Genomic DNA, 25002 nt, shown 5'->3' on the forward strand with positions numbered 1-25002 from the left:
CAGTGTCCACTCCGCTTTCCAAGGGTCAGAACGGCCCACTGAGCGTCAACGAGGTCGTCGTCTCTCTCGAACTGACGGCCGCCGCAGACCTGTCCGCACTTCTCGTGACCGAATCGGGGAAGGTGCGCTCCGACGCCGACTTCGTCTTCTTCAACCAGCCGAGCGGTCCGGGTGTCCAGCTGGTTCCGGGACCTGCCGGTCAGGCGGCCTCGCTGAAGGTGGCGCTCGGGTCGGTGCCCGCCGACATCGAGCAGGTGCGTGCGGTGATCACCCTCGACGACACGAACAGTAACTTCGGCCGATTCGCACCGCCGACCGCTCGGGTGGCCGATGGTGCAGGTAACCCGTTGTACGAGTACAAGATCGAGGGCCTGAACTCCGAGTCGATCGTGATCGCCCTCGAACTGTATCGGCGTCAGGGTGCCTGGAAGGTGCGGGCCGTGGGCCAGGGGTATGCCGGCGGATTCGCGGCACTCGTCACCGATCACGGCGTGTCCGTCGACGACGCGCCCGCACCTGCACCCACACCGCAGCCTCCGGCCGCACCGACACCGCCTCCGGCGCCTGCGGCTCCCACTCCGCCCCCGGCCGCGCCAGCTGCGCCTGCCGCCCCGGCCGCCCCGGCCGAGGTCAGTCTCACCAAGTCGCGGCCGGTCAGCCTCACCAAGGGGCAGAAGGTCACTCTCCGCAAGGAGGGGGGTGTCGCGCTCACGTACATCCAGATGGGCCTCGGCTGGGACCCCGTCGAGAAGCGTGGAATGTTCGGCAGCCGTTCCGCAGACGTCGATCTCGACGCGTCGGCAGTGCTGTTCGCCGACAACAACCTCGTCGACGTCGCCTACTACGGACAGCTGGCCTCCAAGGACGGTTCGATCCGGCACCAGGGTGACAACCTCACCGGGGAGGGCGCCGGCGACGACGAGGTGATCATGGTGGATCTCACCCGCATCCCGCCGCACGTGTCCAGCATCGTCTTCATCGTCACCTCCTACCGCGGGCACTCCTTCGAACAGGTGAAGAACGCTTTCTGCCGGTTGGTCGACAGCACCTCGCAGGCGGAGCTCGCCCGGTTCACCCTGCAGGGCGGCATGCCGTTCACCGGAATGGTGATGGCCAAGGTGTACCGCGTCGGCGGCGAATGGAAACTCCAGGCGATCGGTGAGGGCATTCAGGCCAAGCACGCCGGTGAAGCGGCTCCGCAACTCACCCGCTTCCTCGGCATCTAGGGCAGGGCGGTGACGATTCACCTCGCGGCCGGCCAGAACACGGTGCTGCCTTCGCATTCGGTGCGTTTCCAGGCGGTGAACGCGAGCCCGATCGACGTGTCGGTGCTCGTGGTCGACGGAAACCTGCGCGCGCTGTCGTCGGATCACTTCGTGTTCTACAACGCTCGATCCGCGACCGGCGTGACTCTCGACGACGGCAACGTGATTCGGCTGAATCTAGGCGAGGTGGACGGCACCGCTTCGGCGGTGCTCTGTGTGGTGAGTGTGGACCCGACGGCCGACGAGGGAACACCCCTCCCTCGTAGCGGTTTGTCGGCCACACTCTCCGACGAGCACGGCGCTCCGCTGGTCGCTTTCGAGGTACCGCTCGTCGGCAGCGAGACGGCGGCAATCTGCCTCGAGCTTTATCGCCGCGGCGACGAGTGGAAGGTGCGGGCCGTCGGGCAGGGCTACGACGGCGGCCTGGCGGAGTTGCTCACCCGGCACGGGGTCGAGGTGGACGAGCCGAAGCCGACAGTCCCTGCCCCCACGCCTGCCGGGCCTGCCGCCGTGCCCCTCGACCCAGCCCACTCGTTCGAGCGGGCATGGATGATCTTCGAGGATGCAGCTCGCTCTGCCGCCTCCTTCCGGGCATCCCGCGACTATGCCCAGGCCCGGCTGGACGATGAGCTGTCGGCGTCGGTGGCCGACCAGTCCACGAGAAACAGCCCCGCCGCGGCGGGATTGCAGGCCCGAGCCCACGAACGTCACGACGCGCTCCTCGCCGAGGCGCAGTCGAAATTCGCGGGTGAGACAACGCAGTTGGCCGCGGAACTCCGCGTCATCGACCCGCTGCTGCCGCGCTCGCTGGCCACCTTCGAATCGACTTCGTGGTCGGCCCGGGACGCGAGCAGTGCGATGACCGACGGTCTGCGGCTCGGCGAATTGTCCGCACCCGATCTCGGTGACCTGCGGGTGCCGTTCTGTGTGCACTATCCGCTGGCTCGCCCGCTGTGGATCGTCGGGGACTCGGCGGAGGCCGCGCCGGTCGTCGCCGCACTGGCGGTACGCATGCTGGTGGCATCCGCCGCGGCAACGCCCACGCTCGAAGTCGTGGACATCAGCGGTTCGTTGCGCGCTCTCACCGAGCCGCTCGCCGCGCTGCTGGCTGCCCCGGTGGTGACTGCCGCCGCCGACATCTCGGCACGGCTCGCCGCACTCTCGGACAGCGTCGACCTTGCAGAAATGGCCGCACACAGCCGGATCGCGGATGCGAGGCCGTCCCCACGCCTCGTCATCCTCAACGATTTTCCGCACGGCTACGGAGCCGAGGATGCTGCGCGCATCGTCCATCTGGCCGACCACGGTCCTGCAGTGGGGACGTCCCTGATCATCGTCGGCGACGACAGTGCGGCGGAGACGGACCCCGGTGTCGCGGTGCTCGAGAGATTCGCGCAACAAGTTCCGTCTTCGGGGGTTCTCACCGTGTCCGACCCGTGGACGGGCAACCAGTGGATCCTCACGCCCGACCGGCTTCCCGCTGATCCGCTCCAGCGTGCGTCGGTACTCGATTCGCTCACCGGGCGGTAACTTACTCGTCCGGTAGCTCGATGCCGAGTTCCCGCGCCTTCGCCGCGACCGCGTCGGGGAACACGTTGCGGAACAAGAACAGGTCTTGTCCGAGAACCCACCCGGGCGCAAGTTCCGTCGCGTAGCGCTCGAAGTAGCCCAGTTGCTTGCCGAACAGCACCAACTCCTCGGGGCTCGCGACACCCCACTTCTTGCCGATCCCGACCAACGCCATGATCAGCTCGCTGAGGCGCAGTTCGCCGAGGTCACGCCCGAGGAGGGGCGCGAGGGCGGCCGCTACCTGCAGTCCGACCTCCTCGTCGGTCGCAGGGTTGTCCGTCACATATCCCAGGCTCCGGATACCGCGGGCCATCCGGGAGAAGTCGCCGTCGATCAGCGTCGCATAGAACATGTCGCGGAGAATCTGACGCCACGACTCCGGAAGCTCCCCGACGATGCCGAAGTCGAGCATCGCGATACGGCCGTCGTCGAGCACCCACAAATTTCCTGCGTGCACGTCGCCGTGGAAGGGCCCGTGGACGATGACCGATTCGAGCCAGACCTTCACGCCCCGGCGGATCAGCATCCGGGTGTCCATGTGTGCGAGATCGGGGAAACGGTCGAGGGGCAGTCCGTACATGCGTTCCATGCAGATCACGTGGGGACCGCAGTAGTCCCAGTACACCTCAGGGGTGGTGACCCCTTTGTTGTCCCCGAACGCCCCGATGTTGGTACGGAATCGGGCCTGGCGATCAGCCTCGACTGCGCTGTTGAGCTCCGTCATCGTGGCGGCGTGCAGGTCGCGGATGATGGCCGTGGCGTTGGCGATGCGGAAGAACTCGAAGAGCCGCTCGAGGATTCGCGCTCCCCAGTACGCGGTGCGCAGATCAACAACCATGCGGCGGAAGATGTCGGGGCGCTGTACCTTGATGACCGCTTCCCGGCCGTCGTGCAGAACGCAGGCGTGGACCTGCGCAACGGAGGCGGCGGCGAGGGGGATGTCGTCGAATGCGGCGAACAATGCGTCCACCGGATGTCCCAGGTCTTGCTCGATGACCCTGCGTGCCTCGGCAGCGGGTACCGGTGGGACGTCGTCGAGACATCGCAGGCACGCGTTGGCCAGCGGGGCGGGGAACACCCCGGACGACGACGCCATCAATTGCCCGACCTTCACGAAGGTAGGTCCCAGCACCTCGAACCCGTCGACCAATCCTTCCGACGCCGCGTCCGCGAGGGTGCGGCCGCGGCGACGGAAGGGCCAGCTGGCGACGGAGAACAGCACGTAGGCCACGACGACGACGCCGATGACCACCGCTCGCCACAGTTCCGCGCCGCGAAACCGGTCGAGGGTGACGGCGTCGACGGTCAAGGCTGCTTCGGGCGGTCCCGAGGCGTAGGGGCCGACTGGACGTGCCGTTGGCTCTTGCACAGTTCCTACCCTTGCGTTCAGTCCTGGCTGCCGTTCAGTGGGGACCCTACCCCGACCGATGAGCCGGACTTCTGCCGGTATGCGGGACGTGCTGTCACACTATTTCGTTAGCGCAAGTCAGATCCCCAGCGCGGCCGCGAGTTCGCGAAGCGCGGGAACCGGATCGTCCCCGGCCGGCAGCACCTGAATAGCGACGTGGTCGGCACCGGCATCGAGGTGTTCGCGCAGGCGTCCGGCGATGTATTCCGTGTCCCCGTGAGCCACCAGGGCGTCGATCAGGTCGTCACTGCCGCCGTCGGCGATCTGCTCGTGGGTGTACCCGAGCCGTTCGAGGTTGCTCACGTAGTTGCGCAGGTGCAGGTAGGGGTTGTCGACGGCGGCCCGTCCGATGGGGCGGGCCCGCGCGGTATCGGTGTCGAGAACGACCTTCTGCTCGGGCGCGAGTATCGGACCGGTGCCGAGGAGTTCGCGGGCCTCGCGGGTGTGTTGAGGAGTGGTCAGATACGGGTGCGCGCCGGCGCTGCGCGCCGCCGACAGCTCCAGCACCTTCGGGCCGAGGGCGGCCAGAACCCGGCGATCGGCCGGCACTCCGGCTTCGTCGAGGACGTCCAGGTAGCTCACCAGAGAGGAGTACGGCTTGCTGTAGTTCAGTCCCGGCTGTTCGGGATGGCCGACGCCGATCCCGAGGAGGAAACGCCCGGCATGACGCTTTTCGAGGCGGTGGAATGATTCCGCGACCTCTTCGGCGGGCGCAGTCCAGATGTTGGTGATGCCGGTGGCCACGGTGATCGTGGAAGTGGCGTCGAGCAGGCGCTCCGCCACCTCGAGGTCGGCCGGCGGAGACCCGCCGATCCAGATGGCGCCGTAGCCTGCCTTCTCTATTGCAGCGCCCACCTCGGGCTGTAGACCGCCCGCGTGTCGCCATACGCCGAACCGTCCGAGCTGCGGGGTATTCGCTGTGGTCTCTGTCATGTGGCGTGCAACCTCCCCTGTTCGTCATTCATTCCGGCGACTCGTACTCGGCGGACCGTCAGCTTCCCGGTGCGCGATAGTCGGCCTCACGCCGTACGGCGTCGTCGATCTGTTCGGGCGTCAACAGCATGACCGACTCCGACCGTGCGGCACCGGATGCGGCGGTACGGATGCCGAGAGCAGCGGCCGCGACTTCGTCGGGTACGTCACCGATGACGAACAGATCTCGTCCGCCGAGCGCGAAGTAGCAGGATTCTACTGTCCCGCCGATGCTTTCGACCATCCGTGTGATTGCCTCGCGTCGAGCGGTGCCGCCCTCGGTGAGGAGGCCTTGCGCGCCTTCGGATGAGTACGTGACCTGCCAGAGGTATTTCGGCATGGGGCCTCCTCGGTTGTGGTCCGTCCCATGCTTCTCCCCGGGAGCGATCACGCGCAAGGGGCAACGCCGTTAGTGTCGTGATATGGCGCAGGCCCGAATAGGTATCTCCGGTTGGACGTATCCGGGCTGGCGTGGTGATTTCTATCCGGAGGGACTGGCTCACCGGAAGGAATTATCCTATGCGGCGGGGCGATTGACGTCCATCGAGATCAACGGGTCGTTCTATTCGTTGCAACGACCCACCAGCTACGCGAAGTGGCGGAGCGAGACACCGGAGAACTTCGTGTTCGCGGTCAAGGGTGGCCGCTACATCACCCACATGAAGCGGCTGGTGAACGCGGAGAGCGCAATGGCCAACTTCTTTGCCTCGGGTGTGCTCGCGCTCGGTCCCAAGCTCGGGCCCTTCCTGTGGCAGCTCCCCCCGACACTCGCCTTCGACGAGTCGAGCCTGGGTGCCTTCTTCGACCAGCTTCCGCGTACTACCGCGGAGGCGGCGGCGCTCGCGGCTCACCACGACGAGAAGCTGTCCGGCGATCGAGTTCTGCTCGAGACCGATGCCGACCGCCCGCTACGCCACGCGCTCGAGGTTCGCCACCACAGCTTCGACACGGCGGAGGCGACCGAACTGCTCCGTGCCCACGACATCGCCTTCGTGGTGGCCGACACCGCGGGCCGGTATCCGTTGGTGGAGGCGACCACCAGCACCTTCGTCTACATCCGGCTGCACGGCGACAAGGAACTTTACGCAAGCGGTTACGACGACGAAGCGCTCGACCGGTGGGCACGCAAGATCGAGCGGTGGATGGAGAAGGGGCTCGATGTGTTCGTGTACTTCGACAACGACATGAAGGGGTATGCACCGTTCGATGCGCTCCGGCTGATCGAGCGCGTGCGGGGGAATGGAGGTGTCGGGCCGCCGTGAGAGGGTGATGGCGCACTTCTCCCGGAGAAAGAGGATCACCCGATGTGGCCTACACACTGGCCGACGGTCGCCCGTGACATTGCCGAAGCGGTCGACACCGCACTCGCCGCTGCTCGCTCTTCGGACACGGCAGCGCTGACCGAAGCAGCGGCGAAGCTGGCCGGGGCACCGCCGGAACAGGTTCGGGTGGTGCTGGCAGCCGTGGTCCGGGAACTGCTCGAGACCCTCCACCCCGACGGCCTCACCGGCGAAGATGTGCAGGGCGTGCTCGGGCGCTGCGCTCGCGCGGCCGCGCTGTGGCTCCCCTTCGTCCCGGTCGACGCCTTCGTCAGCGTGCTCACGGGTGCACTCGGGGTGACCGAGGTGGAGGAGAACCCGCGATCCCCGGAATGCGTGTTCGAGGCGGCGGTTCTGGTGATCGCCGACCTGTCGGCCACGGCCGCAGTGCCCGCTACCGACTACTTGCGGCGGGCGCTCGACGAGATCGCCCGCGCCGAAACCGTCGAAATGCCCTGATCGGCTAGGGGTGGACTCCGGACTCGACGTTGGTGGCGATGCGGCGGAGCAGCCCGGCCAGAACCGAGCGTTCGTTCTCGTCCAGACCGTCGAGCAGCCGCCTGTCGCGCTCGATTCGTCGCGGGAACTCGGCGTCGACGAGCGCGCGCCCGGCGTCGGTCAGGTGAATCAGGACCACCCGCCCGTCGCGCTCGAAGGGCAGGCGTTCGACGAGGCCGAGCCTGCCGAGCCGGTCGACGTGTTTGGTGGTGGAGGCGCCGCTGAGCATGGTCACGGCGGTCACTTCACTGGCTCGCAACGGCCGCCCGCTCCGGGCCAGCACGCACAGCACGTCGAACTCGGGACGGGAGACGCCGTGTTCGTCGAGCGAATGGTCCAACTGCTGCAACGCGCGCGACCCGATGCGGGTGATCCGCCCGATCACCTCGATCGGTGAGGTATCGACCTCGGGATAGGTTTCAGCCCACTCGCGTCGGACGCGGTCGGTGAAGTCCTCGTCCGGACGGGAAGTGCTGCTCATGACAGCCATGGTAGCGACCGACCTCACACTAGTTCACAACTATTTTACTAGTGAAATATACGCTACGCTCGACCAATGCAGGTTCTCCCTCGATGCGTGCCCGACAGCAGTCGACTCGCGCACTGCCGCACTGCGCTGAAGCATTCGGTGACCCCCGCCACCTGGCGTCGAGCGCTCGAGGTTCACCCGGTCGACGCCACCATCGCGCCGGCGATACGCGTGGGTGCGGCCACAGCGCTGGTGTTGGTGCTGGGCGGACTGCTGGGGCACGGAAACCTGGCGGGACTCGGTGCGCTCGGTGCGCTGACGGCGGCATTCGGGCGGTACGAGCCGTATCCGCAGCTCGCCCGCAAGGCCGGTTTCGTGGGGATCGCCTTGGTTGTCTACGTCGCTGCCGGCGCATTGCTCGGTGCGGCCGGCTGGGCAGTGTGGTGGCAGATCGCCCTGATGTCGGTGGCCGCGGGTGCCGCTGCCTGGCTGCTGACCGCCTTCCGGATCGCCGGCCCCGGTCCCGTCATCCTGATCTTCGCCGCCACAGCTGCAGTCGGGTATGCCAGGAATTTCTCCGACGTCGGACCGGCTGTGGCTGCTGTCGCAGGGGGAGTGGTCGTCGGGTGGCTCGCAGTCATGACGCCCTATTTCTTCCTTCCGCTCGGACCTGCGCGGCTCGCGGTGGCGAGGGCCCTCGCGGCGGTGTCGGAACTGGGTCGTGAGTGCGAGGGCGAAACTCTGACCTTGGCCCGCCGGGCCGTCGATCGTGCGTGGGAGGTGCTGGCACACACCGGCAGGCGCCAGGACGCGCACGTCCGTCAACTCTCCGCCCTGCTCGCCGACGCGGAAACGGTGGTCGAGCGGTGGACGTCGGATCGAGACTGCGCCACCCTGCACACCCTCGCCGAATACGAGAGCGAACTTCGCAAGGTGAAGCGCCGCAGTGTTCTTCCCGGGGTCGAGGGTCCCGATCGAGATCTGCCGGCGCCCGGCCGTTTCCTTCCGGACGGCATGCGCCGACTGCGGTCACGGGACGCGGCGGTCACTGCTGCCCGCATTGCGGTGGCAGCGCTCCTCGCCGGATGCTTCTGCCTCACTGTGGAGTTGGAGCATCCGTTGTGGGCATCGATGGGTGCGATGGCGGCCATGCAGGGCATGACTTTCAGTCAGACGGTGCAGCGCGGGATCCAGCGATTGACCGGAAATCTAGCCGGCGCAGTCCTCGCGGCAGCATTGATCGCCGCGGCTCTGGGATACTGGCAGACGGTGGTCGTGATCGTCGTACTGCAGACGGCGACCGAACTCGTCGTCATCAGGAATTACGGCTTCGCGTCCGTCGTGATCACCCCGATGGCTTTGCTGCTCACCGGTCTGGGGTCGGCAGTCACCCCCGGCATCGCGGTCAGTCGGGTTATCGACACCCTGGTCGGCGTGGTGATCGGCGTGATCGTGTCGGCCGTGGCCATCAGTCGCACGGACGACCACCACGTGTCCCGGTCGAGTGCGTAGAACTGCGAAATACCCTTCAAGTACGCGCCGATCGGGTGTGGAATGTCTGTATGGACACAGAACAACTTCTACCGACGGATCGTCGAAGGCTTGCGCGGACAGCAGTGGAGTCGCTCGGTACGCAACGCAGTGATCACGCCATCGTCCGGGTGACCTGCCCGGCCAGTCACCGCGTTGCCACCGTGTACCGGACAGACGAGGGCCCTGTGGTCGTCGCCGGGGGTGGTCCCGGGGGCCACGGATCACGTGATCGGGCGGGCACCGGACACCATGGCGATCGACCCGGCACCGACTACATCGACATGCTCGACGCCTCCAGATTCGAGGACGATCAGATACCGGCTCGGTGCGCGTGCGGTTCCCGCACCCTTTCTCGGTCGGAACTTCGGCAGGCGGTCCAGTCCCACACACACGCCGTCTCGGTTCCCTGAGGGGCCGAGCCGGGGTAGTAGAAACATCCGCGGGTCGGCGAGCCGGCCTGTGGTTGGATACCCGCATGGGGAAACGACGGTGGCTCCGCCGCATGCTCGGGGTGGGAGCGGTGGCGGGGATCCTCGCCGGAGTCGTCGTGACCGCGTCGACGGTCTGGGTGTCGCGTCAGGCCACCGGCCACATCTATGACCTCGAGGATGCTCCGGCAGCTCCCGTGGTAATCGTCCTCGGTGCGCAGGTGCGTGACGGCAAGCCGATGGCGTACCTGTCCGGCCGGCTCGACGTCGCCGTCCAGCTCGTGAAGGACGGCCGCGCGCGTGCGGTCCTCGTGTCTGGTGACGCGGGCGGGAGGTCCGGCGACGAGGTCGCGGCGATGACGGAGTACCTGGTGGAGAAGGGCATCGACCGAGATGTGATCGTCGGTGACCCCTATGGGCTCGATACCTACGACACGTGTGTGCGGGCCATACATACGTATGGTGTGACGAAGGCTCTGATCGTCACCCAGGAATTCCACGTGCCGCGGGCCGTCGCGCTGTGCCGCGACGCGGGCATCGACGCCGACGGCGTCAACGCGGGCTGCGACTGCAGTGTGTTCGCGAGGGCCAGGAACACCATCCGAGAACCACTGTCCAGGCCCAAGGCCGTGCTCGACCTGTTGTCCGGCCGGGACCCCGCGGTGGTGTCCGCTCGGGACGATGCACTCGCGAAGGCCCTCGCACGCCAGGACTGACTTCCGGCGTGAGTCACATGCCGCCTCGGTATCCTTCTCACAGTCGACGATCGGAGGCTGAGCATGGTGTCCGATTCCGGTGCCAGACCGGATCCCAGTTCCCAGGACATCCGGAAATGGCGTCGCTATCTCGCCGACGAGCGCGCGGAGGCGGCGGTCTACCGGGACCTGGCAAAGCGTCGAACGGGTGAGGAACGCGCGATCCTCCTTGCACTCGCCGATGCCGAGGGTCGTCACGAAGCGCACTGGCGGACGCTCCTCGGGGAGCACGTCGGCAAGCCCGTGCGCGGTGACCTCCGGACTCGAATCCTGGGTGTCCTCGCGAAAAGGTTCGGCTCGGTGTTCGTGCTCGCCCTCGCACAGCGCGCGGAGACGCGCTCGCCCTATCCGACGGACGTCGACGCCACCGATGCCATGGGCGCCGACGAACGCATCCACGAAGAAGTGGTACGCGCACTGGCTGCGCGGGGACGGAATCGGCTCTCCGGCACCTTCCGTGCCGCCGTGTTCGGTGCCAACGACGGTCTGGTCAGCAACCTGGCGCTCGTGCTCGGCATCAGCGGAAGCGGCGTCTCCAATTCGATTGTTCTCCTGACCGGTCTTGCGGGTCTGCTCGCCGGCGCACTCTCGATGGGAGCAGGTGAGTACGTATCGGTCCGATCGCAGCGCGAGCTGCTCGAGGCCTCCACGCCGGGGCGTGCCGCCCGTGAGGCGGTGGCTCTCCTCGACGTCGACGCCAACGAACTGGCCCTCGTCTACCGGGCGCGCGGAATGTCGGTGGAGGAGGCCGAGAACCGCGCGAACGAGGTGCTGCAGACCACGTATCACCCTGAACCTGCCACCGAGAGCGTCGACCAGCACGAGGCCGTCGGCACCGGCATCGGTGCTGCCGCGGCGAGTTTCAGTTTCTTCGCCTCAGGCGCCATCATCCCCGTACTGCCGTACCTGTTCGGGCTGGAGGGCACCGCAGCGCTCCTCGTCGCTGCTGCGCTCGTCGGCGTGGCGCTGCTCGGAACTGGTGTAGTGGTCGGGCTGCTTTCGGGTGGCCCACCCGTCAAGCGGGCTCTACGCCAGCTGGCAATCGGTTACGGCGCCGCAGCCGCGACCTATGTGCTGGGGACGCTGTTCGGGACGGGCGGCTGAGACTCGCCGGGACCTTCCGCGGGGACATTCGGGTCCGTCAGCACCGCGCGCACAGCGTCGGGTAGCTTCTCGCGACGACTGCGCGGCGGCTTCTGCCCCGACTGCAGATAACGCTGCACGAAGCTGTGCGGAAGGTCGATGACGGCGAGCACGACGAGGTCCGATTCTCTGCGGCCCGCACGCCCGAAAACGTTTCGGGTCAGGGCCGCCATGCGTGCGGCGTGTCTCTGTCGGTGGCCTGGACCTCCGCTCGCAGCGCCGGGTCGAGATCGAGGTGCAGCACGTCCTCCCGGCGCAGGCGATCGAGTAGGAGCGTGTCCTGCGGCGTCTCGACGCAATGGTCGTAGAACGCGAGCGCGAGCTGCACGGCCATCTCGACCGGATCACCGGCGGCGTCGCTTCCGTCGGGCACCGGTTCGATCTATCACCGCTTCGCGTCCGTCGACGAGTTGCTGGTACGCGTGTGGCTACGGGCGGTACAGCGCACCCAGCAGGTGTCCCCACCGCGAATGCGGCCATGACCACGGGCCGCCGATACAGCGGCACGGACGCGGTGGCCACCGGTATCGTCGACCGGACCGCCCAGGAAGGGTTGACCCAGCCGGAGACGTCAGGTCACCAGTGAACGGGTAACGACGTCCTGTATCGACAGTCGACGCCGCGGAATGTTACCCCCGGGTATGGCGTGTGGGAATCGGTGGACGTAACCCGGCGATGCTAAGTTGCCCTCGCCAGGTGTGGCCGAGACGGACCTGCGCGCGGAAAGAGTGGACAGCGGAGGGGTTCGGGGATGTCGAAGAGATGGGTCGCGTCGTTCGCGGCGGTGGCTATCGGTTCGGGCGTGATCGTCTACTCGAATCAGAGCTCGGCCGGCGCCGAACCCGAAACGGTGTCCAACGGGGTGCCGGGTAGTGGTTCGTGCGCCAGCGACAGCACCAACGAAACCGCTTCGCTCATACCGGAAAAGCTCGAAATTCCGATCCCGTACCCGAAGATCACCACCGTTCCGTACCCGGCGCCCACCACGGAACCTACGCGTATTGCTGCGCCACCGCTGCCCGCGGACCCGTGCACGGATCCCTGCCCCGACCTCACCGACGACACCGAGCTCGATCCGGGAAACCTGTCGAGCGTGTTGAACATTCCGGATGTCAGCGTGAAATTCACGCCCTTCCACCTCGGCATTCCCGTCCCCGGCGCAGACGTGGCCTTACCGCCTCCGCCGCCGCTGGTGCATCCCGCGACCGAGGAAGCGCCCCGGAGTCCTGCTCCGGCAGCCCCGAAGATCGGTGACGTGACCCGGGTGGCCAAGGTGACCGGGGCCGGCTCCGTCAGCCGCACCGACAAGCGCTACCAAGTCAACGGCACCGACCTGGGCATCATGTGGGAGAGTGCGCCCGACCAGGTCGCGGTCGCCTTCGGTGACACCGTCGGCAAGGGCTTCATGCCGCCCGGTGGCCAGGGCGGCGACTGGCGCAGCAATGTCCTCGGCTTCAGTTCCGACCGTAACCTCGCGGACGGTATGAGCCTCGACAGCATGGTGCAGGACAGCCGTTGTCACGCGGCGGAACTGCTGGACAGCCGGAAACTCGACAACGTCGAGATCACCACCATTCCGACGTCGGGATTCGCGGTCGGCAACAGGCAGTACATGAGTTACATGTCGATTCGGACGTGGAACAGCATTCCCGCAACGTGGTGGACGAACTATGGCGGCATCGCCTACTCGGACGACGGCGGGTCGACGTGGACCAAGGACCCCTACGCCAAGTGGGACAACATTTTCGGCGTCACCAAATTCCAGGTGGCCTCGATGGTTCCGGTCGGGGACTTCGTCTACATGTTCGGTACTCCCAATACCCGGCTGGGTTCGATCGGCCTCGCGCGGGTTCCCGCCGATCAGGTGCTCAACAAGTCGGCGTACCAGTACTGGCAGCACGGAAACTGGACCCCGGTCGGTGGTTTCAACGAGGCCACGCCCATCGTGAACGCGCCGGCCGGCGAGCTGTCCGTGCGGTACGAGGAGGCCACCGGCAAGTGGCAGATGTCCTACCTCGACACCTCCAAGGCGGCCATCGTTCTCCGGGAGTCCGATTCGCCGCAGGGTGAATGGTCGGACGGTGCCCCGATGGTCAGCGCCATGGAGTATCCGGAGCTGTACGGCGGTTTCATCCACCCGTGGTCGAGTGGTGAGGATTTGTACTTCACCCTGTCGACGTGGTCCGACTACAACGTGTTCCTCATGAGGGCGAAGTTGGGCGGCTAGCGCCCGTGAGTGGTTGACGAGTCCTGGGACTCCTTAACCACTCACGAGCCCGGAGGGCCTACAGCAGCCCGTGCCGGGGCGGAATGGTCCTCGACAGCGTCCACCGGCCGATGTGCTGGATCTTCCAGCGTGTCGGGTCGTGCAGGGTGTGGGTACGCGCGTCGCGCCAGAAGCGGGAGAGGTTGCCCGACTCCGACGCACTGCGCGTGCCCCCGAGCTCGAACAGCACGGACGACGCCTCGAGTGACGCCCGTGCCGACGCCACCTTGGCAGCGGCCGCGTCGATCGAGGCGACGGCGGCCGTCGACTCGGTCAGGTCTCTGCGTGCGGCGTCGATGCTCTGGGCCGCCTCTCGCAGCAGAGCGGTGGCCGCCCGCACCCCGAGCGATGCTTCACCGGCCAATTGGATGAGCAGGGGGTCGTCGACGGCGTCGCCGACACCGGCTTCGAAGTACGGCCGCGCCCGACGTGCCGACCGTACCGCTTCGTTGAGCGCGGCGGACGCGATGCCGGCGTCGATAGCTGCGTGCAGGATCTGCGCCTGCGCACCGTACGTGGTGGGTGCCTCGAAGATCGGGGAGAACGGCACGACGTGGGCCGCGGGCACCCGCACGGAGTCGAGGGTGACGGTGCCGCTCGCGGTGGTTCTCTGGCCCATGCCGTCCCAGTCGTCGACGATCGAGATTCCCGGTGCGGTCCTCGGGACGTAGGCAACAGCTTTGGCCGGTTTTCCGGTTGTTGTGGTGGCCCCGGTAAGTGTGGCCCGTACGGCGATCCAGTCGGCGAAGAGCGCGCCGGTGCTGTAGAACTTCGTTCCGTCGACGACGAAGTCGGGGCCCTCCTCGGCCAGAGTGGTGGCGTCGACGTCGATGGTCGTCGTCCCGCGCTCGCTTTGCGCATTGGCGAATTGCGCACCGGCGAGAACTTCGCTGTAGAAGAAATTGCGCTGATCGGAAGTCCCTTGAAGCCGCAAAACCTCGAGGAACGTGTAGTGGCTGTGCGGGATCTGCGCAATACTCGGATCGGATTCTGCCAGAAGGCGAAACACCTCCGTGAGCGTCTCCGTTCGGGCATCGATTCCGCCGTGCTCACGCGGGACACTCAGTGCGAGAAGGCCAGACTGTGCCAGCGCCCGAATCTGGTCGTGCGGCAGTGTCCGTTCAGCGTCACGGGCCGAGGCGTCGACGGCGAATTGTGCGGCGAGATCGGCGGCGACGGCCAGGGCCTGCGCCTCGTCGGTGATCCGGTGAGCGTTCTGGACGGCGGTCATGGTCCTCCGAGTGGTTTGTGACGTGCCGAGTCCGGCTACCGGGTGTGGCAGCCGGACTCGGCGATCAGTGCAACATAGATGTGCGAGATCCTAGGTGTACCAGGTGGGTTCGGGAATCTCGCCGGTCAGGACGTAGCCGCCTACCTCGCGGCGCTTGTACGCCACAGGGTCGTGCAAGGTATGCGTTCGGACATTACGCCAGAAGATGTCCAGCCCGACACTGTTGGAGGTGGCTCGCGCACCCGTCAACTCGAAGACTCTCGTTCCGATTTCGAGTGCAACATCGGCAGCCCGTAGTTTCGCTGCGGCAATCCGCACGGCGAGATCGCCGCGCGCCTGCTCGATGAGGTTTTCCCGTGCGTCGTGCAGGACCGCGTCGGACTCGCGATTGACCTGATCGACGAAGGCCTCCGCCGCCCACAGCTTCGCCTGCAGGTCGCCGTAGCCTTCACGCAGGTACCACTCGTCGGTGGCGAGTTCCTTGTTGTCGCCCCCGTACGGCCATGGGCGGGTGCGCGTTCGGGTGTACTCGGCGGCGATGTCGAGGGCGCCGCGGGCGATTCCGACGTAGAAGTTGGCGAACACGATCTCGAGTGCCGGAAAGTTCAGCGTGTTGTAGACGAGGGGCTGGAACTCCTTGTCCACGAACCCTGCTGCGCCTGCCCAGTCGACCTCGACGTCATTGATCTCCACCGAACCGGAATCGGTGAGACGCTGGCCCAGGTTGTCCCAGTCACCGCGGAAGACAATACCGTCCTGAGCGGTCGGAACGATGGCGAACACATGGGTGGCGGTGCCCTCGATGATGCCCTCGAGCACGGTGAGGTCAGTGGCACGCCCTCCGGTGGAGAACGATTTCACGCCGTTGTACACCAGGGTCTCGCCACGGTCGACGATGGTGAGGTCGGTGTCCCGCGGGTTGACCGCACCGCCGAAGAGGAAGTTGTTTCTGGTGTACAGCTCCTCCACCGCGCCGATCTGAGGTTCGGTGCCGACGAGCCGCACGGCCCAGGCCCACAGGTAGTGGTATCCGAGGAGCTGCCCGATCGAACCGTCGCCGCGGGCGATCACCCGGACCACTTGATACGCCGTCTCCCAGCGCTGTCCGCCGCCACCGAACTCGGTGGGGCCCAGGAGGGTGACCAGTCCGCTGTCCTTGAGGAGCTGGACCTCCGCGTAGGGGGCGGCTCCGACGCGGTCGCGTTCGACGGCGTCGCGGGCGAGGATGTCGCTCACCTTCTGTGCGTGGGCAATCCACTCTGCGCTCGTGGTCGGGGTCTCTGCCCAGACTGTCTCTGCCGTGGTTACTGTCATTGCTGGTCTCCTGTGTCGTTCCGTGCGGTTCCGATGGCCCAGACGTAGATGGGTTCGGTTCCGTTGATTTCGTAGTCGCCGACGACCTTCGCCTTGAACACCACCGGGTTGTGGCTCGCCACGGTGCGCGCATTTCTCCAGAACCTGTCGAGTCCCCAGCCGCGGTCGACACCCGAGGCGCCGAGTGCGTCGAAGATCTTTGCCGTAGCCGGGATGACGAGGGACGTCGAGGCGATCTGTCCTTGCGCGGAGGCGATTTCGGCGGCGATGTTGGCCGCCTTCTCCTCATCGGGGTCGCTGCCGAACGCGGCCTCGTACGCCCATTGGGCCGGCTCCGCGGCATGAATCGCGATGGCCTCGGCTGCGTGCGCGGCAGCGGATACCTCACCCACCACCTGCTGGATCTGGGCGTCCTGAGCGTAGGTGGGTGCGTTGCCATGACTGAACGTGCGGGTGCGGGCGGCGACGCGTGCGGCAGTGGCGTCCGTCGCAGCTCGGGCAATCCCGGCCAGAGTCGCCAGGTGGAACAACTGGTAGAAGGCGGTCTGATACTTGAAGCGCGTGGAGAAGTCGAAGATGTTCTCCGGCCGGACCACTGCGTTCTCGTAGGTCGACGTGCCCGAACCGGTGGTCTGTTGCCCGAAACCGTTCCAGTCGTCGCTGTGGGTCACGCCCGGTTGGCGTGCGTCGACGGCGGCGATGACGAAAGCGCCGGTGTCGGTGCGCTGCGAGTACAGGTCGATCCAGTCGGCGAAGATGGACCCCGTGCTGTAGTACTTGGCACCGTTCGCGAGGAAGTGATCACCGTCGGGTGAGGGCGATACCTTGGTGTTGGCTTCCCCGAGGGCGACGTCCCCGATCTCCGTCCACGCGTTTCCGACGAGTTGGCCGTCGACGAAACGCTGCAGCCACAGGTCGCGGTCCACGCCTTCCGCCGCCACCAGACGGTCCTCGACGAATGCGAAATGGCCACGCAGAGCCTGCGTGACATTGGAATCCGCAGCGGAGAGTTCGACGAGAAGCCGGAACAGCTGCGGAATGCTCGCGCCGAAACCGCCGTGTGACGTGGGTACCCGAATTGCGCCGAAACCAGCCTTCTTCAGGGCGTCGATTTGTTCGTAGGGAAGGACATGGTCGCGCTCGCGCTGCACCACGCCCTCGGCGATGTCGGAGAAGATGGGTCGGAATGTATTGGCGAGCGTGTTGTAGTCCGTCTCGCTTGGGATCGGGGAAGCAGCTCTTCGCTCCTGTACGGCTGTCATGTCAGCGAAGCTCACACGCCTCCGCAGGAAGGGGGAAGGGTTGCACGCGTCATGATCGGAAGGGTGGGCACCACCGCGGTGAACAGGTTCGATCCTGGGTATGTCAACGGAACACATCGCCGATCAGATCAAGTTCGCCTACTGGGTGCCCAACGTCAGTGGCGGACTGGTCACGTCCGACATCGAACAGCGCACGAGCTGGGACTACGAATACAACAAGACGCTCGCCCAGACGGCGGAGAACAACGGTTTCGAGTACGCACTCAGCCAGGTGCGCTACGAGGCGAGCTACGGCGCGGAGTTCCAGCACGAGTCGACCAGTTTCAGCCTCGCGCTGTTGCTGGCCACCGAGCGGCTGAAGGTGATCGCGGCGGTGCACCCCGGATTGTGGCAGCCCGCCGTCCTGGCGAAGCTGGGGGCCACAGCAGATCACCTCTCGAACGGCAGGTTCGCGGTGAACGTGGTGAGCGGCTGGTTCAAAGACGAGTTCACCCACCTCGGAGAGCCCTGGCTCGAACACGACGAGCGCTACCGGCGCAGCGCCGAGTTCCTGCAAGTGCTGCGCAAAATCTGGACCGAAGACGAGGTCGATTTCCGGGGAGACTTCTACCGCATCCACGACTTCACGCTGAAGCCGAAACCGTTGAACACGCCGGAACGGCCCAACCCGGAACTGTTCCAGGGCGGAAACTCTTCCGCGGCTCGGGTGAACGGAGGACGCTACGCGGATTGGTACTTCTCCAATGGCAAGGATTACGACGGTGTCACCGAGCAGATCGTGGACCTTCGCCGGCATGCGCGTGAGGCGAACCGCGAGGTGAAGTTCGGTCTCAATGGATTCATCATTGCCCGCGACACCGAAAAGGAAGCCCGCGACACCCTCCGGGAAATCATCGACAAGGCCAACAAGCCGGCCGTCGAAGGGTTCAAGTCGGCCGTCCAGCAAGCGGGTGCGTCCACCGCCGACAAATCGGGTATGTGGGCGGATTCGACCTTCGAAGATCTGGTGCAGTACAACGACGGGTTCCGCACCCAGCTGATCGGCACACCCGAACAAGTCGCCGAGCGGATCGTCGAATACCGGCGCCGCGGGGTCGATCTCATTCTGGGCGGCTTCCTCCACTTCCAGGAGGAGATCGAATACTTCGGCGCCAAGGTACTGCCCCATGTCCGCGAACTCGAGGCGGCCGAGAGGCTTGCGCCCGTGAGTGGTTAGCGAGCCCAGAGACTCGTTAACCACTCACGGGCGGCGGAGCCGCCTACCGGGCGAGGGCTCGGCCGGCGGCGCGCCCGGAGAAGATGCAGCCACCGAGGAAGGTGCCCTCGAGGGCGCTGTAACCGTGCACGCCGCCACCGCCGAATCCGGCGACCTCACCCGCGGCGTAGAGGCCCTCGAACGGCGTGCCGTCCGGCTTGATGACCTGGGAGTCGAGGTTTGTTTCGAGCCCACCCAGGGTTTTGCGGGTGAGGAGGTGCAGCCGAACAGCGATCAGCGGGCCGTTTTCGGGGGCGAGTATCTCGTGGGGGGCGACGACGCGAGTGATCTTGTCGGCGAGAAGGTTCCGTGCATTGTGGATAGCCATCACCTGGAAGTCTTTGCTGTAGCTGTTCTTCACCTCGCGGTCTCGGGCCACGATTTCGTGTTCGAGGTCCTCGTACTTGATCAGGGGCTGGTCGGTGAGCGCGTTCATGCCGTCGACGAGGTCGCGAAGGTTGTCGCGGACCACGAAATCGACCCCGTGCTGCTTGAATGCTTCGACCGGTCCGGGCGCACCCTTTCTCAGGCGCGCGGCGAGGAGCTTGAAATCCCGCCCGGTGATGTCGGGGTTCTGTTCGGAGCCCGACAGCGCGAACTCCTTCTCGATGATCTTCTGGTCGAGCACGAACCACGTGTGGTGGTGGCCGCTGTTCATGATGTAATCCAGTGTTCCCATGGTGTCGAACCCGGGGAAGTTGGGGCTGGGCAGTCGTTTCCCGTTGGCGTCGAACCACATGGACGACGGGCCGGGAATGATCCGGATCCCGTGATTGGGCCAGATGGGGTCCCAGTTCTGGATGCCCTCGGTGTAGTGCCACATGCGGTCGCGGTTGACGATGTTGCCGCCCGCGTTCTCGGTGATTTCCAGCATTCTGCCGTCGACGTGCGCCGGGACCCCGGCGAGCATGTTCTCGGGCGCCTTGCCCAGCCGGGCAGGCCAGTTCTTCGCGACCAGTTCGGGGTTTCCGCCGATGCCGCCGGAGGTGACGACCACCGCCTGCGCCGAGAATTCGAAGTCCCCGACCGCCGTTCTCGAGCTCTTCACCCCGCGCGGCTCGGTGGACGGTTCGAGGACGGTGCCGCGCACCCCGGTGGCGGCGCCGTTGGTGACGACGATCTCGTCGACCTGATGTCGATGCTTGAACGTGACCAGTCCGCGCTGTGAGGCGGCGATGACGCGGGTGAGGAAGATTTCGACGACACCCGGTCCGGTGCCCCAGGTGATGTGGAAGCGTGGCACCGAGTTGCCCTGCCCGAGTGCAGATCCCCGACCGCGCTCGGCCCACCCGACATTGGGCATCAGACGCAGGCCGAGGTCGTGCAGGTATTGGCGCTTCTCGCCGGCGGCGAACTCGACGTACGCCTGCGCCCACAGGCGGGGCCACTGGTCTTCTCGTTCACGGTCGAAGGCGGCGGTGCCCATCCAGTCCTGGATCGCAAGCTCGTACGAGTCCTTGATACCGAGACGCCGCTGCTCGGGCGTGTCGACGAGAAACAAACCGCCGAGTGACCAGAAGGCCTGCCCGCCTAGGTTCGAGGAACTCTCCTGCTCGACCACCACGACTTTGCGGCCCGCCTTCACCATTTCATAGGTGGCGACGAGACCGGCCAAGCCGGCGCCGACGACGATGACATCAGCCTGTTCGGTCACGAAGACTCCTCTTGTCGGGCGGTGCGTGGTGGGGTGGTGTCGGGCCGGCTGTAAGCCGTCACGACGTGGGTGAACAGATCGACGCGTAGTTCCCGGGCTGACGCGCTGGCGTCCTCGATCAGGCACTGGACGCTGGTGCCGTCGTGTACGGCGACCAGGGCGCGGCCCAATGTTTGTGGGTCGCCGACAATGGTGCGGCCGAGTCGGCCGAGGGCGCTCTCGAGGATCGGCACTATCGTGTCGAGGATCGCTTGTTCGCGCGCCGCGAGGGCCTTCTTCAAGGCGGGATTGCGTAGCGCATGCGCGGTGAATTCGGCGTTGATCCGGTACCACTGGTCGTCGACCGGAACGACGTCGAGTATGAGGGCGGTACCGGCACGCACTTTCTCCGACGGCGGAAGGTCGGTCAGGTCGATGTCCGACGACTCGGCTGCCAGTCGAATGTGCTCGAGCATGGCCGTGGATCGCTGTTCCCACATGGCGAAGAACATTTCGTCGAGGGAGGCGAAGTTGGAGTAGAAGGCTCCGCGCGTGTATCCGCCGCGCTCACAGATCTGTTCGACAGTCGATCGCCCGAACCCGTTCTCCGAGAACACCTCGCCCGCTGCGTCGAGCAGGCGCCGCCGAGTTTGGCCTCGCCGTTTCGTCACCCTTCTCGGCGCGTCGGTGGCACGGTGAGGAGTGGGCACCGAAGATGTCGCCATGTTCCCTCCTCTGCGCCGGGGTCGGTGGACTCACTCGATACACTAACGTATCGAATACGCCGGTGTATCGAAGTCGGTGTGACGGGTGAGTGCCGACGGATGGCCGGGTCAGAGGTAGAGGTCTTGCTTGCGGATCGCAGATGTGGCGGCGACGCTGACGATCGATGTGGCGACGAGGTAGCCGCAGGCGAGCCACGGGGCGCCGCCGCCGACTGCGATGAGGGCAGTGAGGATCATCGGAGTCACACCGGAGGCGTAGATCCCGGAGAATTGATACACCACCGACAGTCCGGTGTAGCGGATCTCGGTGGGATAGAGACTTGCATAGAGAGTGCCCTGCGCTCCGTAGAACAGAGCGTGGATAATCCCGAATACCAGCACCAGCGCGACGGTGAACCAGAGCATGTTCTCGGTGCCGAACAGGCCGAAAGTCGGGAACACCGCCAGGCCGTACGCCGCGATTCCGATGATGTAGATCCTTGCGGCCCCGTAGCGGTCCACCAAGAGTCCGGAGAACGGAAGCAGGGCCGCCATGACGACTGCCGCGATCGTGACGGCCAGCAGGACGGGCACTTTCGCGAAGTCCAAGCTCTTCGTCGCGTAGGTGATTGCGAAGACGCCCCAGGTGTTGAACGCAGCCCCTTCACCCCAGCGCGAGAGTAATCCGAGCACACTGCTGCGGCGGATGGGGCCGCGAAACACGTCCTTCAACGGAGCGGAGGAACGCGTCTGCAGTTCGTGCACTTCCCGGAATGCCGGGGTCTCCTCGACCTTCAGTCGCACGACGAAGCCGATGACGACGAGGATCAGGCTGAGCAAGAACGCGATTCGCCACCCGTACGAGAGGAATTGGGCGTCGTCGAAGATCACCTGCAGGGCCGCGAAGACTCCGGTCCCCAGTGCGAGACCCAGGGCGAGGCCGATCTGCGGGATGCTCCCGAACAGCCCGCGTCGCCGCGCTGGGCTGTGCTCGACGGCGAGAAGCACGGCGCCCGCCCATTCGCCACCCAGGGCGAACCCCTGCAGAATCCGGAGCAGGAGCAACAGCACGGGGGCGAGAACACCGACCTGCTCGGCGGTCGGTAGCACGCCCATCAGGGCGGTCGCGATGCCCATGATGAACATGGTCAGCGCGAGCGTCTTCTTGCGCCCGATGCGGTCGCCGATGTGGCCGAACACGACTCCACCGATCGGGCGGACCACGAAACCGACTGCGAACGTCGCGAAAGCCAGCATGGTGCCGACGAAGGAGGTCTGGTCGGGGAAGAAGAGTTGGTTGAAGACCAAGCTGGCGGCAGTTGCGTAGAGGAAGAAGTCGTACCACTCCACTGTCGTGCCCAGGAGACTGGCGGCCACGACGGTGCGTAACCGCTTGCGCCGCTCGAGGTCGGACTCGGTCGACGGCGAGGATGCGGGTTGGGAGAGCGTGGTCATGGGCCGGTGACGTTATCGGTGTCCGCCGCCTGCCTTCACCCTCCGAATCACGGTGAATGAAACCCTCCCGCAGGGGCCGCCCGGTTGATGAACTGGGCAGCGCTGCCCATCTTCGTCGACAAGGATCCCGCGTGTCTCTGCATTTCCACTGGTTCCTGCCCACCTACGGTGACTCCCGCAACTTGATGGCAGGCGGCCACGGAAGCTCGATGGCGGGGGATCGTCCCGCAACGCTGAAATACCTCAACCAGATCGGCGCAGCCGCGGAGGCGAGCGGTTTCGAATCGGTTCTCACTCCCACCGGCGCCTGGTGCGAGGACGCGTGGCTCACGACGGCGATGATGGTGGAGACCACTGAAACGTTGAAGTTTCTGGTCGCATTGCGGCCAGGCTTGCTCAGCCCGACGCTCGCCGCTCAAATGGCGTCGACATTCCAATGGCAGTCGCAGGGGCGCCTGCTGCTCAATGTGGTGACCGGTGGAGAAGACCACGAGCAGCGGACGTACGGCGATTACCTCGACAAGAACCAGCGATACGCACGGTGCGGAGAGTTCCTCGACGTCATCCGGCGTCTGTGGTCGGGCAACGGTCCGGTCGACTACGCCGGCGAGTACATCCGGGTCGAGAACGCTTCGCTGCAGCGGATTCCTGATCCCGTGCCACCGATCTTCTTCGGCGGGTCGTCACCTGCGGCCGGTACCGTCGCGTCCCAGTTCGCCGACACCTACCTCACCTGGGGTGAGCCGCCCAGTGCTGTCGCCGGGAAGATCGCGTGGATCCGGGACCTCGCCGAGGTACAGGGTCGCACGCTCGACTACGGCATCAGACTGCACGTGATCAGCCGCGACACCTCCGAGGAGGCCTGGGCCGAAGCCGACCGGCTGTTGGCAGCGCTCGATCCGGCCACGGTCGAACAGGCGCAACAGAGCCTCGCCCGCTCGGGCTCGGAGGGACAGCGGCGCATGCGCGAGCTGCACGGCGGAGGCAGCGCGTATTCACAGGCGAGTGACGCGCGGAGTCTCGAGGTGGCGCCCAACCTGTGGGCAGGTGTCGGACTGGTGCGGGGTGGCGCCGGCACCGCGCTGGTCGGCTCGCACGAGGAGGTCGCCGACCGCATCGCCGAATACGCGGCACTAGGACTCGACCATTTCGTGCTGTCCGGTTATCCCCACCTCGAGGAGTCGTACCGCTTCGGAGAGGGCGTGCGGCCCATTCTCGAGCGCCGCGGGCTCGTCCAGCCACGTAGCCACCGCCCGGGCGACCTGTCGGGCTCGACGGCGTTCCTGTCCTCTCGTCGGTAGGTACTGCCAGACTGGGAGCATGACGGCGGCTGCTCGAGCACGACGACGCGGCCCCGACGTAGGTTCGGTGCAAAACACCACACAGGCAGGGGCAGCACATGATTACAGGCGTATCCCTCGTAACGCTGTACGTCACGGATCAGGACGAGGCGAAGAAGTTCTATGTCGACACGCTCGGCTTCGTCGAGGGCACCGACGTCACGATGGGTGACGGGTTCCGCTGGGTGACGATCATGCACCCGGACCACTCCGAGCTCGAGGTCACCCTCATGAAGCCGGGACCGCCGCTCGACGCCGACATGGCAGAGGCGATCCGGCGTGCACTGGCGAGTGGGACGATGGGCGGCTTCGGATTGACCACCACCGACTGCCGCAAGACCTACGACGAGTTGCGCGCGAAGGGGGTCGAGTTCACGCAGCCTCCGGCCGAACGCCCCTACGGGGTAGAGGCGGTGATGCGCGACAATTCGGGGAACTGGCTGGTGCTGGTCGAGAAGCGCGAGTTCACGGGCGAAGATTTCCCGCACTGATCATCCTGGAATAGTCAGCTCGGACCGGAACCGTCAGCAGCGCGACCGGTGACGGCGGACGGCGTCACGGTTGGCGCAGCGAGGCGAGCAGTAGCGTTGTCGCCCGTTCCGCGAGGTGTCTGCATAGATCACTGTGCACTCCTCCACCGCGCACCGGCCGAGGCGGCTCATCCCTCGGCCGACGAGATGCAATGCGGTTCCGACGGCAATGAGTGCCTCGAGCACTCCGGCGAGGGAACGCTGGTCGTCGCGATAGTGCAGATGCCAGCCGTCGCCGGCGTGGTTGGTCAGACGTGGGTAGGCGGACGCCTTGGCGAGGAGGAGATTGACCTGCTCTGCGCGGTTCTGCTCGTTTGCGGCGTCCACGATGACCGCCCACCGGTCGAGCACGGCGAGCACGTCTCCGAGGTCGTCCTCGGAGACCGGGAAATCGACGACGACTCCGGCCTCGATGCATCGGGTTACCAGTTCGTCAATGGTCCGGGGTCGGCGATTCGCCAGATCAGCGGCGAGTTCCACCGCATACTCCCCGTAAGGGTTGAGATGCACAATGCCATTACATCACGCTGGAGCCATGAGTGAACGGCACGAGCACGCCTGGCGGGAAGTATCGCGACATCGGACGAGTACAGGGGTGGTGTCCTACACGGGCTGCAGTTGCGGACGTTGGCGATTAGTCCTGGTAGAGACTG

25 protein-coding genes and 1 pseudogene are annotated in these 25002 nt (G+C 66.0%); 12 read left to right on the top strand and 14 right to left on the bottom strand.

The window, feature by feature from the left end; genetic code table 11:
- Positions 1-2 precede the first annotated feature (2 nt).
- Positions 3-1226: a TerD family protein gene (locus HYG77_RS18995; RefSeq protein ID WP_208960232.1), complete on the top strand. Its 1224-nt coding sequence runs from the start codon at positions 3-5 to the stop codon at positions 1224-1226.
- 9 nt (positions 1227-1235) lie between these two features.
- On the top strand, positions 1236-2795 hold the full coding sequence (locus HYG77_RS19000) for a TerD family protein (RefSeq protein WP_208960233.1): 1560 nt from the start codon (positions 1236-1238) through the stop codon (positions 2793-2795).
- A 1-nt stretch (position 2796) separates the two neighbouring features.
- Here HYG77_RS19000 and HYG77_RS19005 read toward each other — a convergent pair whose 3' ends face one another.
- The 3 genes from HYG77_RS19005 to HYG77_RS19015 all read right to left on the bottom strand — a co-directional run bounded on the left by HYG77_RS19005 (position 2797) and on the right by HYG77_RS19015 (position 5554).
- Positions 2797-4203 (bottom strand): AarF/UbiB family protein, encoded by a 1407-nt coding sequence (locus HYG77_RS19005; RefSeq protein WP_109333916.1) that lies wholly within the window; start codon positions 4201-4203, stop codon positions 2797-2799.
- Positions 4204-4320: 117 nt separating this feature from the next.
- A complete protein-coding gene (locus HYG77_RS19010) occupies positions 4321-5175 on the bottom strand; it encodes an LLM class F420-dependent oxidoreductase (RefSeq protein WP_208960234.1) in 855 nt (284 codons plus the stop codon).
- 58 nt (positions 5176-5233) lie between these two features.
- The gene (locus HYG77_RS19015) at positions 5234-5554 is read right to left on the bottom strand and encodes a GYD domain-containing protein (RefSeq protein ID WP_109333912.1); all 321 of its coding nucleotides are present in this window, start codon (positions 5552-5554) and stop codon (positions 5234-5236) included.
- 82 nt (positions 5555-5636) lie between these two features.
- Between HYG77_RS19015 and HYG77_RS19020 the strand changes: the two genes are divergently transcribed.
- Both HYG77_RS19020 and HYG77_RS19025 read left to right on the top strand, forming a co-directional pair.
- Entirely contained in the window at positions 5637-6476 is an 840-nt protein-coding gene (locus HYG77_RS19020) for a DUF72 domain-containing protein (RefSeq protein ID WP_208960235.1), read from the top strand.
- Positions 6477-6518: 42 nt separating this feature from the next.
- Positions 6519-6992, top strand: coding sequence for a hypothetical protein (locus HYG77_RS19025; RefSeq protein WP_208960236.1), 474 nt, complete (start codon positions 6519-6521; stop codon positions 6990-6992).
- A gap of 4 nt (positions 6993-6996) precedes the next feature.
- Here the strand turns inward: HYG77_RS19025 and HYG77_RS19030 are convergent, their stop codons facing one another.
- Entirely contained in the window at positions 6997-7521 is a 525-nt protein-coding gene (locus tag HYG77_RS19030) for a MarR family transcriptional regulator (protein WP_208960237.1), read from the bottom strand.
- Between the two features lie 66 nt (positions 7522-7587).
- Here HYG77_RS19030 and HYG77_RS19035 point away from each other — a divergent pair, with 66 nt between their 5' ends.
- Positions 7588-9012, top strand: a complete 1425-nt coding sequence (locus tag HYG77_RS19035; protein WP_208960238.1) for an FUSC family protein — start codon at positions 7588-7590, stop codon at positions 9010-9012.
- 242 nt (positions 9013-9254) lie between these two features.
- Here HYG77_RS19035 and HYG77_RS19040 read toward each other — a convergent pair whose 3' ends face one another.
- The gene (locus tag HYG77_RS19040) at positions 9255-9419 is read right to left on the bottom strand and encodes a hypothetical protein (RefSeq protein ID WP_162603290.1); all 165 of its coding nucleotides are present in this window, start codon (positions 9417-9419) and stop codon (positions 9255-9257) included.
- A gap of 89 nt (positions 9420-9508) precedes the next feature.
- Here HYG77_RS19040 and HYG77_RS19045 point away from each other — a divergent pair, with 89 nt between their 5' ends.
- A complete protein-coding gene (locus tag HYG77_RS19045) occupies positions 9509-10177 on the top strand; it encodes an ElyC/SanA/YdcF family protein (protein ID WP_208960239.1) in 669 nt (222 codons plus the stop codon).
- Between the two features lie 63 nt (positions 10178-10240).
- Positions 10241-11320 (top strand): VIT1/CCC1 family protein, encoded by a 1080-nt coding sequence (locus HYG77_RS19050; RefSeq protein ID WP_109333898.1) that lies wholly within the window; start codon positions 10241-10243, stop codon positions 11318-11320.
- On the opposite strand, the gene HYG77_RS19055 is transcribed toward HYG77_RS19050, so the two are convergent.
- Together HYG77_RS19055 and HYG77_RS19060 are read right to left on the bottom strand one after the other, a co-directional pair.
- Positions 11284-11532, bottom strand: a complete 249-nt coding sequence (locus HYG77_RS19055; protein ID WP_109333896.1) for a hypothetical protein — start codon at positions 11530-11532, stop codon at positions 11284-11286. The genes HYG77_RS19050 and HYG77_RS19055 overlap by 37 nt on opposite strands.
- The gene (locus tag HYG77_RS19060; protein ID WP_109333894.1) at positions 11520-11732 is read right to left on the bottom strand and encodes a hypothetical protein; all 213 of its coding nucleotides are present in this window, start codon (positions 11730-11732) and stop codon (positions 11520-11522) included. The genes HYG77_RS19055 and HYG77_RS19060 overlap by 13 nt, the downstream gene beginning before the upstream one ends.
- Before the next feature lie 90 nt (positions 11733-11822).
- Here HYG77_RS19060 and HYG77_RS19065 point away from each other — a divergent pair.
- Both HYG77_RS19065 and HYG77_RS19070 read left to right on the top strand, forming a co-directional pair.
- A pseudogene (locus HYG77_RS19065) lies at positions 11823-11912 on the top strand (enoyl-CoA hydratase/isomerase family protein); the annotation flags it as partial.
- A 198-nt stretch (positions 11913-12110) separates the two neighbouring features.
- Positions 12111-13586 (top strand): DUF4185 domain-containing protein, encoded by a 1476-nt coding sequence (locus HYG77_RS19070; protein ID WP_208960240.1) that lies wholly within the window; start codon positions 12111-12113, stop codon positions 13584-13586.
- Positions 13587-13644: 58 nt separating this feature from the next.
- On the opposite strand, the gene HYG77_RS19075 is transcribed toward HYG77_RS19070, so the two are convergent.
- The 3 genes from HYG77_RS19075 to HYG77_RS19085 form a co-directional block, all read right to left on the bottom strand.
- The gene (locus HYG77_RS19075) at positions 13645-14856 is read right to left on the bottom strand and encodes an SfnB family sulfur acquisition oxidoreductase (protein ID WP_208960241.1); all 1212 of its coding nucleotides are present in this window, start codon (positions 14854-14856) and stop codon (positions 13645-13647) included.
- Between the two features lie 90 nt (positions 14857-14946).
- Positions 14947-16170, bottom strand: a complete 1224-nt coding sequence (locus HYG77_RS19080) for an acyl-CoA dehydrogenase family protein (protein ID WP_208960242.1) — start codon at positions 16168-16170, stop codon at positions 14947-14949.
- Positions 16167-17432 (bottom strand): acyl-CoA dehydrogenase family protein, encoded by a 1266-nt coding sequence (locus HYG77_RS19085; protein ID WP_208960243.1) that lies wholly within the window; start codon positions 17430-17432, stop codon positions 16167-16169. The genes HYG77_RS19080 and HYG77_RS19085 overlap by 4 nt, the downstream gene beginning before the upstream one ends.
- A gap of 100 nt (positions 17433-17532) precedes the next feature.
- On the opposite strand from HYG77_RS19085, the gene sfnG reads away from it, so the two are divergent.
- Positions 17533-18648, top strand: a complete 1116-nt coding sequence (gene sfnG, locus HYG77_RS19090) for a dimethylsulfone monooxygenase SfnG (protein WP_208960244.1) — start codon at positions 17533-17535, stop codon at positions 18646-18648.
- 43 nt (positions 18649-18691) lie between these two features.
- On the opposite strand, the gene HYG77_RS19095 is transcribed toward sfnG, so the two are convergent.
- The 3 genes from HYG77_RS19095 to HYG77_RS19105 all read right to left on the bottom strand — a co-directional run bounded on the left by HYG77_RS19095 (position 18692) and on the right by HYG77_RS19105 (position 22479).
- On the bottom strand, positions 18692-20341 hold the full coding sequence (locus HYG77_RS19095; protein ID WP_208960245.1) for an FAD-binding dehydrogenase: 1650 nt from the start codon (positions 20339-20341) through the stop codon (positions 18692-18694).
- Positions 20338-21045, bottom strand: a complete 708-nt coding sequence (locus HYG77_RS19100; protein WP_208960246.1) for a TetR/AcrR family transcriptional regulator — start codon at positions 21043-21045, stop codon at positions 20338-20340. Before HYG77_RS19100 ends, HYG77_RS19095 begins: the two co-directional genes overlap by 4 nt.
- Positions 21046-21153: 108 nt before the next feature.
- Positions 21154-22479: an MFS transporter gene (locus HYG77_RS19105; protein ID WP_208960247.1), complete on the bottom strand. Its 1326-nt coding sequence runs from the start codon at positions 22477-22479 to the stop codon at positions 21154-21156.
- 131 nt (positions 22480-22610) lie between these two features.
- On the opposite strand from HYG77_RS19105, the gene HYG77_RS19110 reads away from it, so the two are divergent.
- Both HYG77_RS19110 and HYG77_RS19115 read left to right on the top strand, forming a co-directional pair.
- Entirely contained in the window at positions 22611-23780 is a 1170-nt protein-coding gene (locus HYG77_RS19110) for an LLM class flavin-dependent oxidoreductase (protein WP_208960248.1), read from the top strand.
- A gap of 98 nt (positions 23781-23878) precedes the next feature.
- Complete coding sequence (locus HYG77_RS19115; RefSeq protein ID WP_109333876.1) at positions 23879-24310, top strand: VOC family protein; 432 nt, start codon at positions 23879-23881, stop codon at positions 24308-24310.
- A 33-nt stretch (positions 24311-24343) separates the two neighbouring features.
- Here HYG77_RS19115 and HYG77_RS19120 read toward each other — a convergent pair whose 3' ends face one another.
- Complete coding sequence (locus HYG77_RS19120) at positions 24344-24859, bottom strand: CGNR zinc finger domain-containing protein (RefSeq protein ID WP_208960249.1); 516 nt, start codon at positions 24857-24859, stop codon at positions 24344-24346.
- Positions 24860-25002: the final 143 nt, after the last annotated feature.

Origin of the sequence: Rhodococcus sp. ZPP (genome assembly GCF_017656075.1) — a bacterium.
GTDB lineage: Bacteria > Actinomycetota > Actinomycetes > Mycobacteriales > Mycobacteriaceae > Rhodococcus_F > Rhodococcus_F oxybenzonivorans.

Excerpts from the sequence above, each read along its gene's own strand:
- HYG77_RS19010 (WP_208960234.1), bottom strand. The coding sequence starts at position 5,175 with ATGACAGAGACCACAGCGAATACCCCGCAGCTCGGACGGTTCGGCGTA.
- HYG77_RS19015 (WP_109333912.1), bottom strand. The coding sequence starts at position 5,554 with ATGCCGAAATACCTCTGGCAGGTCACGTACTCATCCGAAGGCGCGCAA.
- HYG77_RS19020 (WP_208960235.1), top strand. The coding sequence starts at position 5,637 with ATGGCGCAGGCCCGAATAGGTATCTCCGGTTGGACGTATCCGGGCTGG.
- HYG77_RS19025 (WP_208960236.1), top strand. The coding sequence starts at position 6,519 with ATGTGGCCTACACACTGGCCGACGGTCGCCCGTGACATTGCCGAAGCG.
- HYG77_RS19030 (WP_208960237.1), bottom strand. The coding sequence starts at position 7,521 with ATGGCTGTCATGAGCAGCACTTCCCGTCCGGACGAGGACTTCACCGAC.
- HYG77_RS19035 (WP_208960238.1), top strand. The coding sequence starts at position 7,588 with ATGCAGGTTCTCCCTCGATGCGTGCCCGACAGCAGTCGACTCGCGCAC.
- HYG77_RS19045 (WP_208960239.1), top strand. The coding sequence starts at position 9,509 with ATGGGGAAACGACGGTGGCTCCGCCGCATGCTCGGGGTGGGAGCGGTG.
- HYG77_RS19050 (WP_109333898.1), top strand. The coding sequence starts at position 10,241 with ATGGTGTCCGATTCCGGTGCCAGACCGGATCCCAGTTCCCAGGACATC.
- HYG77_RS19055 (WP_109333896.1), bottom strand. The coding sequence starts at position 11,532 with ATGGCGGCCCTGACCCGAAACGTTTTCGGGCGTGCGGGCCGCAGAGAA.
- HYG77_RS19070 (WP_208960240.1), top strand. The coding sequence starts at position 12,111 with ATGTCGAAGAGATGGGTCGCGTCGTTCGCGGCGGTGGCTATCGGTTCG.
- HYG77_RS19075 (WP_208960241.1), bottom strand. The coding sequence starts at position 14,856 with ATGACCGCCGTCCAGAACGCTCACCGGATCACCGACGAGGCGCAGGCC.
- HYG77_RS19080 (WP_208960242.1), bottom strand. The coding sequence starts at position 16,170 with ATGACAGTAACCACGGCAGAGACAGTCTGGGCAGAGACCCCGACCACG.
- HYG77_RS19085 (WP_208960243.1), bottom strand. The coding sequence starts at position 17,432 with ATGACAGCCGTACAGGAGCGAAGAGCTGCTTCCCCGATCCCAAGCGAG.
- sfnG (WP_208960244.1), top strand. The coding sequence starts at position 17,533 with ATGTCAACGGAACACATCGCCGATCAGATCAAGTTCGCCTACTGGGTG.
- HYG77_RS19100 (WP_208960246.1), bottom strand. The coding sequence starts at position 21,045 with ATGGCGACATCTTCGGTGCCCACTCCTCACCGTGCCACCGACGCGCCG.
- HYG77_RS19105 (WP_208960247.1), bottom strand. The coding sequence starts at position 22,479 with ATGACCACGCTCTCCCAACCCGCATCCTCGCCGTCGACCGAGTCCGAC.
- HYG77_RS19115 (WP_109333876.1), top strand. The coding sequence starts at position 23,879 with ATGATTACAGGCGTATCCCTCGTAACGCTGTACGTCACGGATCAGGAC.